Genomic DNA, 19,861 nt, shown 5'->3' on the forward strand with positions numbered 1-19,861 from the left:
CAGGCCCCGAGAAGCAGGAGGGATGTCATTGAAAGCCTTATTTGAGAAGGAAAAAAATTACTGGAGCCATAAACTGGAATCTGAGGATCATATCATCTGCCTACCATACACCAACCATGTGTCCAGAAATACAACTGTAACGAGTTTAAATTCCCATACGTACACGCTCACATTTCCAACTGAAATTTCCCAAAGAATATCATCTATAACAGGTGGCGCTCCATGGGCCGTGTTTATGGTCCTGCTTGCTGGAGTAGAGAGCTTATTGCATAAATACACATGTGAGGAACGTGTGCTGCTGGGCATTCCGGTAGCCAAGTCTAGCAATGGTGCTACAAAGCCGATCAACCATCTGCTTTTATTGAAAAATACGCTGGATTCCAGCACAACCTTCAAAGCGTTGCTGTCTCAAATCAAAACCTCTGTCGGCGAAGCTATTGAACATCAAAACATTCCTTTTTGGAACTATTCTGAATTACTTGACATTCAACGTAATGAGGATGGAAAGCCTCTTATTCACACCACAGTATCCTTGCAAAATATTCATATTTCTGATTTTTTGAATCACGTACAATCTGAACTAGATTTCCAGTTTCAATGGGAAAATGAAGCGGTCTCCCTGAACGTAAAGTATAATAGCGACCGTTATAGCGAGACGACGATTGAGCACTTTGTTGAGCAGCTTCTGCGGCTGTACACTATTGTTTTGCAGCAGCCAGAGTTGGCGATTTCCACAACACAAGTGCTGTCAGAGCAAGAAGTAGAGCAGCTGGTCCATACCTTCAACGATACAAATGTGGATTATCCACGTCATGCGTCTATTCATGAATTGTTCGAGAAACAGGCGAAGCAGGCACCACAGCAGGTGGCGGTAGTGTGTAGGCAAGATAGCCTAACCTATGCAGAATTGAATGAAAAGGCCAACCGACTGGCTCATTCTTTACGTAAGCAGGGAATCCGCACCGAGCAGACGGTCGGCATTGTAGCTGAACGCTCGATTGAGATGATTGTCGGTATGCTCGGAATTCTCAAAGCAGGTGGAGCATATGTACCCATTGATTCTGATTACCCGGATGAGCGTGTACGCTATTTGCTGAAGGATTCCGGTGCGGACATACTGCTCGTGCAGCGAATGGAACATCGGCCCACTGATTTTAAGGGAATGGTGCTTGACCTTAGCGATGCAGCAATTTATGGAACGGATGATGCTGATCGTTACGATCCCATTTTGCCGAATGATCACGGAACGAATACTGATCCGGGATACGTGGACTGCCTAGATCCGTTCTACTCCATTTCCGCCAGTCCCGAACTTGCTTCTACGACAACCATACAACCAGAAAACATGCAACCCAAAGCTACGCAATCAGAACAAGCAAAACAAATACAGCACGCTTATGCAGCTGAAGAACAACCGAAAGCGAGCGCAGCTGGTCGCTTGGCCTATATTATGTACACCTCAGGGACTACAGGCCAGCCCAAAGGGGTTATGGTGGAGCACCGTAATGTCGTGCGTTTGGTGACAAACACAAATTATGCACGCTTGAATGCCGACACGCGCATTTTGCAGACCGGGTCTGTTGTCTTTGACGCGTCCACCTTCGAAATTTGGGGTGCGTTATTGAACGGTGGACAGCTGGTGCTGGTGAGTCAGGATGTTATTTTGGACGCGCCCAAGCTCAAGGAAGTTGTTCGCAATCACGGCATTACCACGATGTGGCTGACCGCACCACTCTTTAATCAGCTATCCCAGCAGGACTTGGAACTATTTGAGGGGATGCGGGAGCTATTGGTTGGTGGTGATGTGCTGTCCGTACCGCATATTAACCGGGTATTGGAGGCCCATCCGAATCTACATATCATTAACGGCTACGGTCCGACGGAAAACACGACCTTTTCCACCACACATGCCATTATCGGCGTTCAATCGGCATCTGTGCCCATTGGTAGCCCGATCCATAACTCGACGGCATATGTCGTGGACGGTTCGATGCAGCTCCAGCCTGTTGGAGCGTGGGGAGAACTGATCGTCGGCGGTGACGGGGTGGCTCGCGGATACCGCAACCGCCCAGAACTGACGACCGAAAAGTTCATTGACAGTCCGTTCCGTGGCGGCGAACGCTGCTATCGAACAGGGGACCTGGTGCGTTGGAATGCGGACGGGACGCTGGAATATAAGGGACGAATCGACGCGCAGGTGAAAATTCGAGGCTACCGGATTGAGCTGGGCGAGGTGGAAGCACAGCTGTTGAAGCTGGAGGCAGTCCGAGAAGCTGTTGTAATTGCACATGAAGATGAGCAGGGGCAAAAGCTGCTCTGCGCATATGTGGTCACCCATGCGGAAGTAGCGACAAGTGAGCTGCGTAGTGCTTTGAGCCAGGAGCTACCGGGCTACATGGTACCGTCGTATTTTGTGCAGCTGGAGCAATTGCCACTGACGCCCAATGGCAAGGTGGATCGCCGATCGTTGCCACAACCAGAGGGAGGTGTAAGCTCAGGCGCAGAATATGTACCTCCTCAAAATCAATTACAAGCACAACTGGCTAGCATCTGGAAAGATGTGCTGGAGCTTGAGCGCATTGGGATTAAGGATAACTTTTTTGAGGCAGGAGGACATTCCCTGCGGGCGACACATGTCATATCACTCATCTATAAGGAATTGCATAAAAATGTGCAGCTAAAGGATCTGTTCCAGCATCCGACAATTGAACAGCTGGCGCAGGTTATTGAAGCACTGGAGCAAACCACCTATGAATCCATCCCTGTTACGGAGAATAAGCCATTTTATGCGGTCTCATCGGCTCAAAAACGGATGTATATCCTCAATCAGCTTGATGGAGCGGGAATTAGCTATAACATACCTGGTGCCCTGACTCTGACCGGTTCACTTGATCACAAGGCACTGGATAACGCGTTCCGTCAGCTTATTGACCGCCATGAAACATTGCGCACAAGTTTTGAGACCATGAACGGTGAACCTGTCCAGCGAGTACATGACGAGGTTCCTTTTTGCATGGAATTGACCTATGCTCACGGAGCTGCCCCAAAGGAAACGGATGAGCTGGTACGTAACTTTGTCAAACCATTCGATCTGGGGCAGGCCCCGATATTCCGAGTTGGTTTGATTGAAACAGACCCAGAGCATCATATTTTGCTCATGGACATGCATCATATCATTTCGGACGGCACCTCTATAAATGTACTAATTCAGGACTTTATTCATTTATATGCAGGCGACACACTGCCATCGCTACGCATTCAGTATAAAGACTACGCCGCTTGGCAACAGAAGCAGCAGCAAAGTGAACGCTACCGGGAACAGGAAAACTACTGGCTCAATACCTTCGCAGGAGAGCTACCTGTGCTTGATCTACCGACTGATTATCCACGCCCAGCGGTGAGAAGCTTTGAAGGAGATGTGCTGGAATTTACGCTTGACCAACGACAAAGCGAAGGCTTAAAAAGCATTGCGGTGCAGACGGAATCGACATTATATATGGTGCTGTTGGCTGCCTATTCGGCTTTGCTTAGCCACTATAGCGGGCAGGAGGATATTATTGTCGGTTCGCCAATTGCAGGGCGGCCTCATGCGGATCTTGGCAGTCTGATCGGGATGTTCGTGAATACACTGGCAATCCGTAATTATCCAGAAGGCGGGAAAACGTTCCGCGATTATGTGTTGGAGGTCAAGGAAAACGCGTTAAAGGCTTTTGAACATCAGGATTATCCGTTTGAAGAGCTGGTGGAGAAGCTGGGCGTAGATCGAGATTTAAGCCGTAATCCGTTATTTGATACCATGTTTGCACTACAAAACATAGAGCAAAAAGAGCAGCAGCTGGCGGGGCTGCAATTGGCATCTTATCCAAGTGAGCAAACGACGGCCAAATTTGATTTGAGTCTGTTCGCAGTGGAGGATGAAGAACAAATTTCCTGCGCTCTTCAATACGGAACTCGGCTGTACAAACGGGAAACCATTGAACGACTGACTGAACATTTGCAGCAGCTTATCAATGCGGTTATAAAACAGCCGAATATCGCTCTTTCGGCTATAGAAATGGTTTCGGCCCAAGAAAAAGAGCTGCTTGTGCAGAGATTCAATGATACGGTAGCAGACTATCCGTATCCACGAGATCAAGCACTGCATGTGCTGTTCGAGGAACAGGTAGCGCAATCACCAGATCGGCTGGCCATCACCTTTGCGGACATGCAGCTTACCTACCGCGAGCTGAATGAACGTGCCGACCGTCTGGCACGCATACTCGCTTCCCATGGGATACAGCGCGGGTCCGAGCCAGAGACACAGCGAGTAGGGATTATGGCTGAACGCTCCATTGAAATGGTCGTCGGTATGCTGGCGATTTTGAAGGTCGGAGGGGCTTACGTTCCCATTGATCCTGATTATCCTGAAGAGCGTATCCGTTATTTACTGGAGGATTCCAGTGCGGGGCTGTTACTGTTACAGCGACGTGAGCAGATTCCTTTTGAACCCGGCATTCCGGTCATCGATTTGAGTGATGTACAGCGATGCAATAGCAAATCTGAATGTGACGCTCAGACGGATGGAACAATTGCGATTACAACAGGGGGATCTTCCTCCGATCTTGCGTACGTGATCTACACCTCTGGTACGACAGGCAAGCCGAAGGGCGTGATGATTGAGCACCGTAATGTCGTGCGCCTAGTGAAAAACAAAAGCTATGCCATGCTTGATGAAAATACACGTATGCTGCAATTGGGCGCAGTTGTGTTCGATGCCTCCACATATGAAATCTGGGGAACGCTGCTGAACGGGGGACAACTGTATGTGGTAAGCCATGACACTATTCTGGATGCCTCCAAGCTCAAACAGGCAATTGACAAGTATCGTGTTAACACGATGTTCATGACTACGGCTTTATTCAATCAGTATTCGCAGCAAGAAATCGGAGTGTTTGCGTCCTTGAAGGAGTTGCTCGTGGGTGGTGATGTGTTGTCTGTACCACACGTCAATCGTGTTTTGAAGGAGTACCCGCAGCTTCGCCTGGCCAATATTTATGGTCCGACGGAGAACACCACCTTTTCCACCATCTATGACATTACAGAACCGCAAACCCAGGCTATTCCCATTGGACGTCCAATTGATCACTCGACCGCTTATGTGGTCAATCGTTCGTTGAAGCTGCAACCTATCGGGGCCTGGGGAGAGCTGATCGTCGGTGGCGACGGTGTTGGGCGAGGATATCTGAATCGGCCCGAGCTTACGGCGGAAAAATTTATTGAAAGTCCATTCCGGTCTGGAGAATATTGCTATCGTACAGGAGACTTAGTGCGTTGGCGTGCTGATGGTGTACTGGAGTACAAGGGAAGAATGGATGAACAGGTCAAAATTCGCGGCTACCGCATCGAACTGGGTGAAATTGAAACCCGTTTGTCCACGATTCCAGGTGTGAAGGAATCGGTTGTTACCGTGCGGCAGGACGATCACGGACAAAAACAGCTGTGTGCCTATTTTGCAACAGACAGTGAATTGAGCGCCAGCGACTTACGTAACATTTTGTCGCAGGATCTGCCTGGCTATATGGTGCCGTCCTACTTTGTGCAGCTCTCCAGACTGCCTTTGACGCTGAATGGCAAAGTAGACCGTAGGGCACTGCCCGCACCTGAGCACAATCTCGATACAGGTATGGATTATGTGGCACCCGAGACGGATGTCCAACAGGCACTGGCTACGGCTTGGGGAGCCATTCTTGGTATCCCGAAAGTCGGAATACAGGATAACTTTTTCCATTTGGGTGGTGACTCCATCAAGGCCATCCAAGTATCGTCCCGCTTGTTTCAGGCTGGATACAAGCTGGAAATGAAGGATTTGTTCAAATACCCGACAATTGCGGGACTAAGCACATATATTCAGCCTGTTAACCGAATAGCCGAGCAGGGCGAGGTTACAGGAAATGTAGTGCTTACACCGATTCAGCGCTGGTTTTTTGAACAGCCAACGGAAGAACCACACTATTTTAACCAATCTGTCATGCTCTATCGTCAGGAAGGCTATGACGAACAGGCACTACGGCGGGCGCTCCATAAGATTACTTCGCACCATGATGCATTGCGTATGGTTTTTAGTTTGTCGGAGAACGGATGTACAGCATGGAACCGCAGTGTAGAGGAAGGCGAACCGTACCATCTGGAATGCTTTGACTATAATGACAGCGATGTAAACAAGCAAGATTTGGCGAAGATAATTGAAGCGAAATGCAATGAAATTCAATCTGGTATTTCCCTAAGCGAAGGTCCGCTGATGAGACTGGGGCTGTTCCGTTGCCCGGATGGAGATCATCTGCTGGTCGTGATTCATCATTTGGCGGTGGACGGGGTATCCTGGCGCATTTTATTCGAGGATTTGGCGACTGCTTATGATCAAGCCTCCAAGGGTGAACAGGTGATTCAGCTGCCTCATAAAACAGATTCGTTCCAAACATGGGCCGAGCAACTGCACGCTTATGCCAACAGTCCAGCTATGGAACATGAGCGAGCGTATTGGGGGAAACTTGCACAAGCGGAACTGGCTTCTTTGCCGCAGGATTATGGGCATAACGAGCACGAAAAGCCATTGATTGGCGATAGTGAGTCGGTTACTGCTTTGTGGACACATGCAGAGACAGAGCAGCTGCTTAAGCAGGCCAATCGTGCCTACCGTACAGAAATTAATGACCTGTTGTTGACGGCGGTAGGAATGGCATTGCAAGCATGGAGTAGAAATGATCGTTTCCTGATAAATCTAGAGGGACATGGACGTGAAGCCATTTTACCAGAGGTGGACATTACTCGAACGATAGGGTGGTTTACAAGCCAATATCCTGTTTTGCTCGATATGCCGGAAGAACTGGCACTCTCGCAACGGATTAAGCGTGTGAAGGAAGGACTGCGCGGCATTCCGCAAAAAGGGATTGGCTACGGTGTGCTGAAATATTTATCCAACCGTCAGACACAGGCACCGGAGGCATCTCCAGCCATATTTACGACAGATCCCGAAATCAGCTTTAACTATTTGGGACAGTTCGATCAGGATATGAAAGGGAACGACTTGCAATCATCCTCATATGAGGGTGGGATGCCGCTGAGCCCGACCATGGCTCGAACGTATACGCTGGATTTTGGCGGCATTATTTCGGGAGGCCAACTGGGTCTGACGATTAGCTATAGTCGTACCAGCTATAGACCGGAGACCATCGAGCGATTGGCGAAATTCCTGGAATCGAGCCTGCGTGAAATTTTGGCGCATTGCACCCATAAAGAACACCCGGAGCTTACCCCAAGTGATATTTCTTATAAAGGAATGAGTGTGGAGGGCTTGGACAGCCTCTTATCTGAAATGGGTGCTGCGGGTGAGATCGACAATGTATATGCACTGACCCCCATGCAGAAAGGGATGCTGTTTCACAGCCAGCTAGATAGTCAAGCAGCTGCGAATGACGCATATTTTGAGCAGGTTTCTTATGATATGCGAGGTCAGATGGACATTCGGGCTTTTGCAGAAAGCCTGAATATTCTGGTTCGGCGACATGAGGCGCTGCGTACACATTTTTATTTTGGCAGAGATACGGAACCGTTGCAGGTGGTGTATCGAAATCGGGATTGCGGCTTTCAATATGAAGATTTACACCATCTGGATGAGGATGAAATAGATACCAGGGTGAAAAATTTCAAGCTACAAGATAAAGCACGGGGCTTTGATCTGCGTCGGGATGTCCTGCTGCGTGTAGCGATTTTACGTACCGGAGAAGACAACTATCATTTTGTATGGAGCTTCCATCATATCGTCATGGACGGCTGGTGCCTGTCCCTTATAAATAAAGAAGTGTTTGAAAGCTATGCAGCACTTCAGGAGGGCAGAGTACCAGAGCTGGCACCGGCAGTGCCGTACAGCCGCTTTATTGAATGGCTGGAAGCACAGGATGCCAAGGCGGCAACCGACTACTGGAGCAGCTATTTATCCGGATATGAGCAGCAAACAGCATTACCAGCTGTAAAATCCGGTCGCAAGAGTGGAGGCAACACGGCTAGTGATTGGGTGACGGTTTTGGAACGTGAGTTGACCCTCCAGGTGGAGGAGACGGCTAAGCGATATCAGGTGACCATGAATACGTTATTACAAACCGTCTGGGGGATTGTGCTGCAAAAATATAACAACCACAGTGATGTCGTATTTGGTAGTGTCGTCTCAGGCCGTCCATCGGATATTATCGGGGTAGAGGATATTATCGGCTTGTTCATTAATACCATTCCAGTTCGCATTCTTAGTGGGGCAGGGGAATCTTTTGCAGAAGTTATGAAGAAAACACAGGAGCAGGCGCTGGCTTCTCATGCGTATGATACGTATCCACTGTTTGAGATTCAGGCATTGACCGACCAGAAACAGGATTTAATTAACCATATTATGGTGTTTGAAAATTATCCGGTAGATGAGCAGGTCGAAGAACTGGGAAGTGACGGGCAGGATACATTCCCGATTTCCAACGTGGTGGCTGCAGAGCAGACTAACTATGATCTGAGCTTAGTCGTTATGCCGGGAGAATGCATCAAGATTCGTTTTATGTATAATGCGTTAAGTTATGATCAAACAGGCATTAAGCGTCTGCATGGGCATTTTGTGAATCTGTTGGAGCAAGTTTTGCTTAACCCGAATGTTTGCGTAGAAGAGCTGGAACTGGTTACAGCGGCGGAAAAACAACAAATTACAGGAGAGTTTAATGACACTGCCTCTGCATATCCAAGCAATCACACGATCCAAAAACTGTTTGAGGAGCAGGCAAAGCGCACGCCGGATCATATTGCTGTAGCTTTGGGTCATCAATCATTGACCTATCGGGAACTCAATGAGACAGCCAACCGTTTAGCGCATACGCTGCGTGATGCAGGGGTAAAATCCGATGAACCTGTTGGCATTTTGACGGAGCGCTCACTGGATATGATTACGGGAACACTCGCTATTTTGAAGGCTGGAGGCGCGTATGTGCCGGTAGACCCTCAATATCCGGAGGACCGTATCCGTTATATGCTGGAGGACTCGGGAGCTAAGCTGCTGCTGGCTCAGCAGGATTTACTGGGTCGTTGCTATTTCGACGGCCAGATTGTCAATCTGAATGAGGATACGTCCTACAGTGCAGATGCTTCCAATCTGGGTATAGATGGAGCGGGTAATCATGCTGCTTATGTCATTTATACCTCAGGTTCAACAGGTAAGCCTAAGGGTGTCGTAGTTGAGCATCAAAGTGTCGTGCGCCTTGTCCGCAATACGGATTATGTGCCATTTGATGAATCGACTCGAATGCTGCAGACTTGCGCGTTTGTATTTGATGTATCTACGTTTGAAATTTGGGGTGCGCTACTGAATGGTGGTCAGCTTGTTCTTGTGCATAAGGATGATCTATTGGACGCGGCAAAGCTTAAAGAGACGATACGGGATCATCACGTCACCATGATGTGGCTGACCACACCGTTATTTAATCAGCTTTCACAGCAGGATAGTAAACTTTTCGGCAATGTGAAGTATTTGTTGGTTGGTGGTGATGTTTTGTCTGCACCCCATATTAACCGGGTCCTGCGCGATAATCCGGACATGAACATCATTAACGGCTATGGGCCAACGGAAAACACAACCTTTTCGACGACGTATCACATTACGGAAGAACAGCTGGATTCTGTGCCGATCGGACGGCCCATCTGCAATTCGACGGCGTATGTTGTAGATTCGTCATTTAACCTGCAACCGGTCGGAGCTTGGGGTGAGCTGGTCGTCGGCGGAGACGGAGTTGCACGTGGTTATCTAAATCGTCCTGAGCTGACGGCTGAGAGATTTCTTGCTAACCCGTGGAGGGACGGAGATCGCCTGTACTGCACGGGAGACCTTGTTCGCTGGCGTGAAGACGGCATACTGGAATACGCTGGACGGATTGATCAACAGGTTAAAATTCGCGGTTACCGGATTGAGCTGGGTGAGGTGGAGGCGCGGCTGGCAAGTGTACCGTCCGTGCGGGATAGCGTGGTTATTGCTTTGCGGGATGGAGCAGGTCAGCAGCAATTATGTGCTTACTTTACTGCCGATGAACAGCTGACCATCCGTGAGATTCGAGCTGCGATGTCGGCCAGTCTGCCGAGCTATATGATTCCATCCGCATTTGTACAGCTGGATCGGTTTCCGCTGACGACAAACGGCAAAATCGACCGCAAAGCTTTACCTGTGCCGGACAAAGGGCTGCACACGGGTATAGAATATGTCGCACCGCGAACCGAGGTGGAGCAGTTGCTGGCATCCATTTGGCAGGAAGTGCTTGAAATTCCACAAGTGGGTATCCATGATGACTTTTTCACGTTGGGTGGACATTCCTTGAAAGTACTGGAGCTTATACGCAAAGTTCACCTTGCCACAGACATTGAGCTTCCCATCCGTAGTGTTATGGACTTCCCGACTATAGAAGAGCAGGCGCTCACATTATTGAAAGCCGATCTGGAATACAAGGCCGATAGTCCAATCATTCGGTTGAATGAACACGGTCCGATCTCCATCTTCTGCTTTCCTCCTATGCTTGGATACGGGCTGTCGTTCGCGGAGCTGGCGAACCAACTGGATCAGGACGCAGTCGTGTATGGATTGGAGTTCGTGGATGATGCTGCGGATGAGCAGGCCATGCTGGCACGTTACGTTGATTTGATCGTCAGCACGCAAGCGCAAGGTCCGTATGTACTGCTTGGTTATTCCATAGGTGGTAATCTGGCGCATAAGGTTGCTGACACACTGGAACGTCAAGGCCATGCTGTATCCGATATTTTTATGCTCGATTCGGTCAAACGGGCGGAAGCCCTGCCCTTCACAGTTGAAGAAACAGAGCATGAAATTCATGATATGCTGGAACAGGTTCCCGAATCCTACCGTGAGCTGTTGAATGAAACGTACCAACGTAAAATGATCGCTTACGCGGTGTATGGCAACCAGCTTGTGAATACAGAGAGCGTTCAGGCGAATATTCACGGCTTTGTCGCCGTTGGATCGGAAACGGTGAGGGGTACAGGAGATAATCGACTTTTATGGAAAGATGCTACACAAGGTAGCTATGAAGAGCATAGCTTGATTGGTAATCATTATGAACTACTGGAACCCGGATTTATCGAGGAAAATGTAAAAAGTATCCGTGCCGCAATACAAAAGATAACTCGGAACACGGACAAAGACATGACACAAGATTTGGCACAACATAAATCTTGAAAATCTATGGTCGGTGATGTAACGAACGGAATCACTAATTTTTAATCTGTAACACATGAATCCTGATCGACAGGTAAGAAGCCTTCTGCTTACACGATTCGATCAGGATTCGCTTTATCATGTGCATTCCCGCGATGGGAAGTGCGATGATTCCATAGCGCCATGCTGATGGCTTCCATACGGAGTATAAATATCTGCTCGCTATGCAATCACCGCACGGTTCAAATCATTAAATCAACTTCATACGTAAAATCAACTTCATACGTAAGGATGGTACTTCAATATGAAGAATAAAGGCATTTGCTACCTATCCGCATTTTTAGCAGCGTTGTTTCTCTGGAACCTGCTCATTGCTTCGGCATGGGCAACAGACAGCATAACACCTGATTCATTGGAAAAAACAGTAGACGATATCATGAATACAGAATTGGGAAAATTGCATATTCCGGGGGCTGCGGTCGTCGTGACCCAAGAAAACCAAATCCTTTTTAGTAAAGGCTATGGATATGCAGATCTGGAGCGGAAAGTGGCATTCGATCCAGCGAAGACCATTGTTCGTGTCGGCTCTCTAACCAAATCATTTAGTGCAAGCGCCACGATGCAGCTGGTTGAGCAAAACAAGCTTGATTTGAATGAAGACGTGAACAGCTATCTCCACAGCTATAAAACTACGCAATACCAAAATCAGCCTTTCAATTTGCATCAGCTTTTGACACATACCTCAGGATTGGATGAAGCGTTGTACGACATTAACAGCTCGACTCGGGCAGGCGTTTTGCCCACAGAGCAGTACCTCAGCACGTATTTTCAAAATCAGCCTCCCATCCGCAAACCTGGAATTCAGTATGATTACAGCAATGTCGCCTACGGTCTGATCGGTAATATCGTGGAGCAAGTAAGCGGTCAGGGACTGAACGATTACCTCCGTACACATCTGTTCCAGCCGATGAATATGCCCAGCGCGACGCTGGAATTGCCGTTAAATCATCCGGCATTGGCCCAATCGTATCAGTGGAAGGATGGAGCGTATTTGAAACAGCCTTTGTCATATATCAATCTGCCGGGAGCAGGAGCGTTGAACGTCACACCCAACGAGTTTTCCCATTATCTGATCACTCATTTAAACCGGGGCAAGTATGAGGGCAAAGTGGTGCTCCAGCCACATACGGTAAAAGTGATGCATGCGCAGCAATTTGCAGTCGATGCACGCCTGGATGGCGTAGGCTACGGATTTTTCCGTGGTCATTTGGAGACGGGAGTACCTATGCTGTGGGCTACCGGGGAAATTGATGATTTTATTTCCGAAATGGTACTGATTCCGTCGCAAAAGATCGGTATTTTTGTGATCATTAATTCAGCTGACACGGACACCCTGCTTCATGGAAAAGTCATCCATGCGATAGCCCAAATGCTGCCCTCAGAGCCGCAGGCCGTTTCGCAGTCACTAGCTCGTTCTTCCACCCAAGTGAAGCTTTCGCCAGAGATTGAGGGCGTATATCAGGTGGATTCTAATCCTGTTCATGGGTGGGGAAAATGGATTCGGATACTGGGAAACATTACATACACCGTGCGAATTCAAGATGATCATACGTTAATTGTTAAAGGAAAATACCCAAATGAGAATGAAGCAACAGACAAAGTTTTTCAAGCAGCAGGCGATGGATTGTTTGTGGAAAAGGGGGGCCAGCTTAAAATTTTGCTGTATCAGGAAAACGGTACGTGGATGATGGTTGCCCCAGATAGTAAGACCATGAAGCAGACGACACTTTGGCACCGTACCTGGACTCTGCTTGTCAGCTACGCTGCCGCCTCCTTATTTTTCATCACGACCTTGCTGATTTGGATCGTAAGATATGTGATCAGAGATATCCGTAAAACGAATAATCACATTTCGTCCAACCTTGCATTCATTGCGTCACTAAATACGATTTTTCTCGGGGTGCAGGTCATCTATGGTAACAATCAGATCGTGTATGGCTATTCCGCGTGGTATATCTGGGGAATTTGCACGCTGCCACTCATTTCAGCACTCATTGCCGTGTGGGTATTAATCGTGAATGGCGCAAAGCTGATTACAGGGGAAAGAAGAACCCGGGCTGCCGGGAAAATCCTATTTGCGGTACTCACATTGCTGCATACGGTGTATCTTTTTTATTGGAATTTCCTTCCTATTCATTATTCCTAAAGATTTACAAAACAATGCATATTCGAACATAAATGAATGCTAAAATTTGTATCTGATGCCCCCCAGAGGGGCTTTAAACCAACAAACAGGAGGAAAATAATGGGAATCTTTCGTCGTTTTACATCCCGTAGCTTCAAATACGCAACTGCTATGGTTTTCACTTTATCATTGTACGCTGGTGTTGCGGGCAGCATGCAACCGGCACGGGCAGAAGGTCCGGCGGACCCAGCCCCCTTCATTGCAGCGAAAGTGGTCAATGAGAACGCTGGTAAAAAAGTGCTGTTTGATAATACACATGGACAGACAGCTGGCGCAGCAGATTGGGTGATTGATGGTGGATTTTCAGACTTCGGGCAAGCCCTCGCGAGTAATGGCTATGATGTACACGAGCTTCGCCAATCCACGCCTATTACTTACAATGATCTAAAGAATTATGATGTATTTGTTACGGCAGAGCCGAATATTCCTTTTAAACAGAGCGAACAGGCTGCAATGGAGCAGTATGTAAAAGCAGGCAATAGTATTTTTTTCATTGGAGATCATTATAACGCGGACCGCAACAAGAATCGCTGGGACGGATCGGAGAGCGTTAATGGCTATCGTCGTGGTGCATGGGAAGACCCTGCGAAGGGAATGAGTGCGGAAGAAAAAAGCTCGGCAGCAATGCAGGGTGTAGTCAGCTCAGATTGGCTGGGCAGCCAGTTTGGTGTGCGCTTTCGCTACAATGCATTAGGCGATATCACGGCCAATCAGATTGTTGAGCCAGCGCAGGCGTTCAACATTACAGCTGGAGTGAGTAATGTCGCAATGCATGCAGGATCAACACTCGCGATTATCGACCCAGCGAAAGCCAAGGGAATCGTATATCTTCCTAAAACCAATCAGGCTTGGGGCAACGCGGTAGATCAGGGCGTTTATAACGGAGGCGGCATTCCGGAAGGACCTTATGCAGCTGTATCGAAAGTAGGGCTAGGCAAAGCTGCTTTCATTGGGGACTCGTCTCCTGTCGAAGATGCAACGCCAAAATATTTGCGCGAAGAGACAGGAACCAAGAAGACAACGTATGACGGCTTTAAGGAGCAGGATGACGCTGTGTTACTGGTCAATATCGTAGACTGGTTGTCCAAGAAGGAGGAGTATACCAGCCTGACGGAAGTGAAAAGCTTACAGCTGGACCAGCCGACGGCATTACTGCCTTTTGAAGAGCCGCAGACTTCCACGGAACCACAAGTCGAGCCTTGGTCCGCTCCCGCAGCCGGCTACAAATGGTGGGATCAGCGAACATTCAAAGCAGGGTCCTATGGCGGATCTACAGCCAGTGCGCAACCAGTGTACAGCATCGTTCGTCAAGAGCAGCTGCCCAATGCAGAGCCTTTTCAAATTCGAGTTACTGCCGACCAACTGGCTCCCAATAGCACGATTAGTGGATTCAGCACTGGTATTTATGTAGCGGGCGGCAATCAAGTAGCCCAGATTCAAAATCCGGATGGAAGCTGGCCAACCTCTTACGGCTATAGCGGAACATTTAGTCTGGAGTCCGACGGCAAAGGTCATGCCTATAAGGACTTGACGGTACGGATCAAGCCGGGAACCAGTGGTTCAGCTAATCTTAGACTGAGGCAAAACGGCGGCAATCTGCTGACCCAATCCGTCGTGCTGGCTGATGTCCCGGCCCAGCCGTTGCCTGAGGAAGGCAATACGGTTCCAGCTCGTATCAGTGTGGCAGAAGCTCGGAGTCTCCCGGCTGGCAAAGTCGTGACCTTAGAGGGTGTTGTGACGACAGAACCAGGTGCATTCGGTGGTCAAGCCTTTTACATGCAGGATGAAAGTGGCGGTATTTATGTATATCAGAACCAAAGCGGCTTTCACCAAGGGGATCGAGTAAAGCTTACAGCAAGCTTGGCACTGTATAATAGTGAGCTAGAGTTAACCGATCCAGTGGCAATTGAAAAAACGGGAGAAGGACAACTTCCGGAAGCTGTACAAGTCACCGAACTCAGTGATGCGAACCAAGGACAGTTGGTTGAGCTTCCTACGGCAATGATTCGTAATGTGATAGACGCGACTCCCGTAGGTTCGTTTGAATTTGATGCAGTATCTGGTGAAGTAAGTCACCGTGTGCGCGTCGATGCACGTACAGGCTTAACTCGGACATCTTTTCCGTATCAAGAAGGACAGCAAGTGAAGCTGAAGGGAATTTCGGCGATTTTCAAAGGGAATTATCAGTTAAAACCGCGTGGACTGGATGATTTTTCAGCTCAGGCAGGCGCAGCTTTGCAGGAAGTAGAGCTTTCAATGGATCAAACGACCCTCAACATTGGGGATACGGCAGCGACACATCTCAAGGGTACGCTGACAGGTGGCAGCGAAGCTGATTTAAGCCGCGCTTCTGTTCAGTATATCAGCAGTCATGAATCCGTTTCGCTGGATACGTATGGAGAACTTAAGGCCCTAAAAGAGGGGAGCGCGGAGATTACAGCCAGCGTCACCTTGGACGGTAAAACGGTCGTATCCAATCCTGTAACCGTTAGAGTCGAAAAGACTGCTGTAGGTGAAGTGCCGGGTAAACCTGTGCTGTCGCATGATAACGGGCAGGACACCGGGCTGAAGGATGGCAACTACAACATCACCATGAATCTGTGGTGGGGTACGAATGGTGATGAACTCAAGTTGTATGAAAACGACAAGCTGATTGGCACCCAATCGTTGCAAGCCGCTTCCCCTGGAGCACAGCATGCAGTCATTCCTGTTACAGGCAAGACCAATGGTACCTACACGTATACTGCAGAACTGATCAACGCTTCTGGTAAAACGACCAGCGATCCGTTAACTGTCGAAGTGACCGATGCTTCCCCTGGCATTCCAGTGCTGTCTCATGACAATTGGGACGGTGACGGCACCTACACCCTTACAATGAACATGTGGTGGGGTACGAATGCGACAAAATACAACTTATATGAAAATGGAGAACTGATCGATGCCCAGGATCTGCCAAACCAAAGCCCGCAGGCCCAAAGTGCAGTCACCAACATCCAAAATCAAAAGCCGGGTACATATGAGTATCGGGCCGAGTTAGTCAATGCTTCAGGAGAAGTTTCTAGTCAAACGATAAGCGTAGAAGTAAAAGGACATTAAGTAGAAATGATGGGCCGTTAAAAAGTAAGAGCATCTATGACCTCGTGAGAGTCTATAGATGCTTTTTTATTTTTTTTCGAAGCGGGAATTATCATTTTAGGATTGGGTTGGCGAAGCGGAAAGTCCCTCTATATCTGAGGAGCCATAGAAGAACATGGCAACTAGAATCACAATAATGACAACCTCTGCAAAATATTCTCCATCAAACTCACTCACCGCATAAGTCTCCTTTCGCCACTTGTTAATTATTTATTTTCTGTGAAAAGGCTTGTATCACCTGGTCCAGTGTCATATTCCCGTTATCATTTAAAAATTTCACCATATTATCGACATTGGATGGAGTGGATGCTAGTGTTTTGTATTTTCCTGTGAGTCCTAAAAACAATGTTGCTTGTCTGTATAAAGTCACGGAATCGACGTTTAGTTTTCCTGTTAGTAGGAGGGCTGCCACGAGGACCTCCACATTTTTTCCTTGAAGCGCAGAAAAGATAGCCGAATTACTGTTTAATCCATTTTTCTTTTGACCGTTGAGGGGGGATTTGAATTTACGATTCCCGTTCCCATTACCATTCTTTCCTAAGGAAGCCATTGAATCTTCCTCCCGCCATATACTGCTCCTGCCTGGTTTTCACAAAATTCGAGACAAGGACAGCGGCACTCCATGTGCTCATCAATATACGTTATGATCATACGATATGCGAATAAGAGAGCATTGGTTACTATAAGAATCATCCTGGCTGAAGGCAGTTGGCTACTGTTATCCAGTAATTTATTTCGCATGTTGGTCCGATTTAGAGTAAACTACAATAAAGCAAGCCAAATGAGCATTTGCATAAATCCCAGGAGCGTTTTCAATCAGCAATGTTTAGACTGAAACGGTTTAGTTCGTTTATTGTATTTTTGAGCGTTGAATTGGACTTAAGCAAAATGCTGAAATAGGAGTTGTAGATAAAATATGTCGAATGAAGAAGTATTGTTAACTAAAGAGGGATTGGCCAAGCTGGAGGATGAGCTTAAGGAACTGAAGACCGTAAAACGCAAGGAGCTAGCCGAACGCCTTAAGTTGGCTATCAGCTACGGCGATTTGAAAGAAAATAGTGAGTATCACTCAGCCAAGGACGACCAAGCGTTTATGGAAACCCGCATTCTCATATTGGAGAAGATGCTGACCAAAGCCCGGGTCGTGGATGAGAGTAATTTAGACCTTAGAACCGTTAGTATCGGATCGACTGTCATTCTGAATGACATCGAATTTTCAGAGAAGATGGAATACAAAATTGTAAGTCCTGCTGAGGCGGATGTTCTTGATAACAAAATTTCCTATGAAAGTCCTTTAGGTAAGGCACTTTTGGGAAAAGAAGTGGGCAGTATCATTCATGTGGATGCACCCATGGCTGTAATTAAATATGAGCTGCTTGAAATTAAGCTCACATAGTTCATTCCCGATTCCCTTATATGAGGGGGCCGGGATTTTTTATTTCTCGCTGCCTACAATACCGTCCATGTGGAGCACAGTTGCACTCCACATACTGGACAGGATTTTCTTTACTCCGCTAAGCGCACTAAGTTAGTCCGTCATTAGGAAGCCTGCTTGCTCCAATGCAGCGCAGGCATCATTAATTTTATCTTCATCCGAGGCATTCAAGGTGTGCAGGTGGATGCCTCCCGTCAGCTGGGACAAATAAGTGGCCTGGGTGGAGCTGATTTTACGGATAAAATCGTCCACTTCCTTGCGAGTTCCAACCCGTATCGGAGCAGTCAGATCCCCGTATACCGGATGCTCAACAATAACATCCTGCACACTTACACCGTAGTCCACAATCAGCTTTAGTTCCTCTTCTGTCTGTTCAGGTCGATGTTTACACACAATAATACGTGAAGCTAAGGGAGTTGCCTGACTCGCAGGCTCCATATAAATGTATCCTTGACTTGTTGCAAGGATAGGCTCTTGGCTTGCTTTTAACAGGGAAATATCCTGTACAATGACTTGTCGGGAGACGGAGGATCTGCGCGCCAGTTCGCTCCCGGTCAGTGGTGATTCGCTCTTGAGCCACAATAGTAGCTGTTCGCGGCGATCCGTACCTGACCGTTTTAAAGATTCAGTCAACGGGATAAGCTCCTTTCTTTTCGATGCGTCAGGTCTGTCAAAATATCTACCAATACATTCAATTCCTCGATGGTGGTCGTTCTTCCGAAAGAAACACGGATAAATTGTAACGCTTCACGGCCGGATGCTCCAAGCGCCTGTAAGGCAGGAGAAGGATCGTGGTGTCCGGCAGCACATGCGCTTCCAGTTGATATACAGACACCTTTGCGATTACATTCCAGCATAACATATTGTCCCTCGTAACCGTGAAAAAAACATCCTACGATATGATGAAGCACTGCTTTATTCTCGCTTTCCTGTACGGCCCAACGTAACGGAATGGATCTTTCCTGAATTTTCGTAATAAAGTGTCTTCTCAGGGTAGTATATCGCTCCTGATGCGACTCCATCTGTTCGGTCATCATTTCTGCCGCCACGACAAAGGCTGCAATCCCGGGAACATTAACCGTTCCAGGACGAAATCCGTTTTCATGTAGTGTATCAGGGTACACGGGACGCCATGGGGTTCCGGGTTTGAGATATGCAGCACCGACACCTTTGGGGCCATACACTTTATGGCTTGATACAGAGAGTGCATCTACTCCCATGGATTCTACATCTACGCGAATATTCCCAAATGTCTGTACCGCATCACTGTGCAGCAAAATACCCCGTTCGCGTAGCAGGGGAGATAAGGCAGCAAGGTCCTGAACCAGTCCCGTTTCCGAATTAGCGTGTTGTACGGAGACAAGTCCGGTGTCTTCTCTCAGGTGAGGTAAAAGAGTTTCGCGAGTCATTCGTCCTTCCCGATCCGGTTGCACAATGGTCAGTTCATAGCCCTGACGTTCCAGCAAAGTAGCAAGGTTGTACATCGAGTGGTGTTCCAAAGCGCTCATGATCCAATGCTTTTTATGGTGCGGCAACCCGTTCAGGATCGATTGCACAACCAACATATTGGATTCTGTTCCCCCTGTTGTAAAATAGATGCCTTCCTTTTGCCCGCCAATCATATTTGCTATTCGTTGCCTGCTGTAATCTAGCGTGTAGGCTGCTTGACCGCCCGCATCATGGAGACTGCTGGCATTTCCGAACATTTCCTTATTTAATACGTTATACATATTTAGAGCTTCGCCACACATAGGTGTGGAAGCGGCATAGTCCAGATAAATCACACCAAATCCTCCCTACTTAAAAATAATTCCATTCAAAAACT

The 19,861-nt window shown here is 47.9% G+C and carries 7 protein-coding genes; 4 read left to right on the forward strand and 3 right to left on the reverse strand.

Features of this window, described 5'->3' with window-relative positions; translation table 11 throughout:
* Nucleotides 1-28 precede the first annotated feature (28 nt).
* From ACYCSE_RS21485 to ACYCSE_RS21495, 3 genes are all read left to right on the forward strand, one after another.
* Nucleotides 29-11,242 carry an amino acid adenylation domain-containing protein gene (locus ACYCSE_RS21485; RefSeq protein WP_459699798.1) on the forward strand — a complete coding sequence of 3,738 codons (11,214 nt, stop codon included), beginning with the start codon at nt 29-31 and terminating at the stop codon, nt 11,240-11,242.
* A 283-nt stretch (nt 11,243-11,525) separates the two neighbouring features.
* Nucleotides 11,526-13,427 (forward strand): serine hydrolase domain-containing protein, encoded by a 1,902-nt coding sequence (locus ACYCSE_RS21490; RefSeq protein ID WP_459699799.1) that lies wholly within the window; start codon nt 11,526-11,528, stop codon nt 13,425-13,427.
* Nucleotides 13,428-13,526: 99 nt separating this feature from the next.
* Nucleotides 13,527-16,562, forward strand: a complete 3,036-nt coding sequence (locus ACYCSE_RS21495) for an endonuclease (RefSeq protein ID WP_459699801.1) — start codon at nt 13,527-13,529, stop codon at nt 16,560-16,562.
* Between the two features lie 241 nt (nt 16,563-16,803).
* On the opposite strand, the gene ACYCSE_RS21500 is transcribed toward ACYCSE_RS21495, so the two are convergent.
* Entirely contained in the window at nt 16,804-17,151 is a 348-nt protein-coding gene (locus ACYCSE_RS21500) for a hypothetical protein (protein WP_459699802.1), read from the reverse strand.
* 366 nt (nt 17,152-17,517) lie between these two features.
* Here ACYCSE_RS21500 and greA point away from each other — a divergent pair, with 366 nt between their 5' ends.
* Nucleotides 17,518-17,997 (forward strand): transcription elongation factor GreA, encoded by a 480-nt coding sequence (gene greA / locus ACYCSE_RS21505; RefSeq protein ID WP_013310174.1) that lies wholly within the window; start codon nt 17,518-17,520, stop codon nt 17,995-17,997.
* Nucleotides 17,998-18,129: 132 nt separating this feature from the next.
* On the opposite strand, the gene ACYCSE_RS21510 is transcribed toward greA, so the two are convergent.
* Both ACYCSE_RS21510 and ACYCSE_RS21515 read right to left on the reverse strand, forming a co-directional pair.
* On the reverse strand, nt 18,130-18,669 hold the full coding sequence (locus ACYCSE_RS21510; protein ID WP_039274627.1) for a transcription repressor NadR: 540 nt from the start codon (nt 18,667-18,669) through the stop codon (nt 18,130-18,132).
* A complete protein-coding gene (locus ACYCSE_RS21515) occupies nt 18,666-19,820 on the reverse strand; it encodes an IscS subfamily cysteine desulfurase (RefSeq protein ID WP_459699805.1) in 1,155 nt (384 codons plus the stop codon). The genes ACYCSE_RS21510 and ACYCSE_RS21515 overlap by 4 nt, the downstream gene beginning before the upstream one ends.
* Between the last annotated feature and the right edge of the window lie 41 nt (nt 19,821-19,861).

It is taken from the genome of Paenibacillus sp. SEL1 (assembly GCF_054602535.1).